The sequence below is a fragment of the Nocardioides sp. CPCC 206348 genome, from assembly GCF_048654705.1.
In the GTDB taxonomy this organism is placed as follows: Bacteria; Actinomycetota; Actinomycetes; order Propionibacteriales; family Nocardioidaceae; genus Nocardioides.
In genome coordinates this window covers 30,884-31,196 of record NZ_JBMCZA010000155.1, presented here as the reverse complement: position 1 = coordinate 31,196, position 313 = coordinate 30,884, and the positions used below count along the sequence as shown (strand labels likewise).

Genomic DNA, 313 nt, shown 5'->3' with positions numbered 1-313 from the left:
CCCAGCTCGTCGATCAGCTGGACCGCGGAGGCAGCCGAGCGGGTGTCGTTCCACAGCAGGGCGTCGCGCACCGGGTCACCGGAGGCGTCGAGCACGACCATGCCGTGCTGCTGCCCGCCCACCGCGACCGAGTCGGCCCGCTCCAGCAGCCCGGACGTTGCCTCGTCGAAGGCGCGCAGCCAGGCCCGTGGATCGACCTCGGTCCCCGGCGGATGAGCGGCCGACCCGCGCGCCACCACGGCCCCGTCGTCGGCATCGACGAGCAGGGCCTTGGTTGATTGGGTGGAGGAGTCCACACCGAGGACGAGCGGCA

At 73.2% G+C, this 313-nt stretch carries 1 protein-coding gene; it reads right to left on the bottom strand.

Annotated elements, in window-relative coordinates:
• A partial coding sequence (locus ACOADB_RS11020) for an FGGY family carbohydrate kinase (protein ID WP_378598162.1) occupies positions 1–313 on the bottom strand: 313 nt, incomplete at both ends.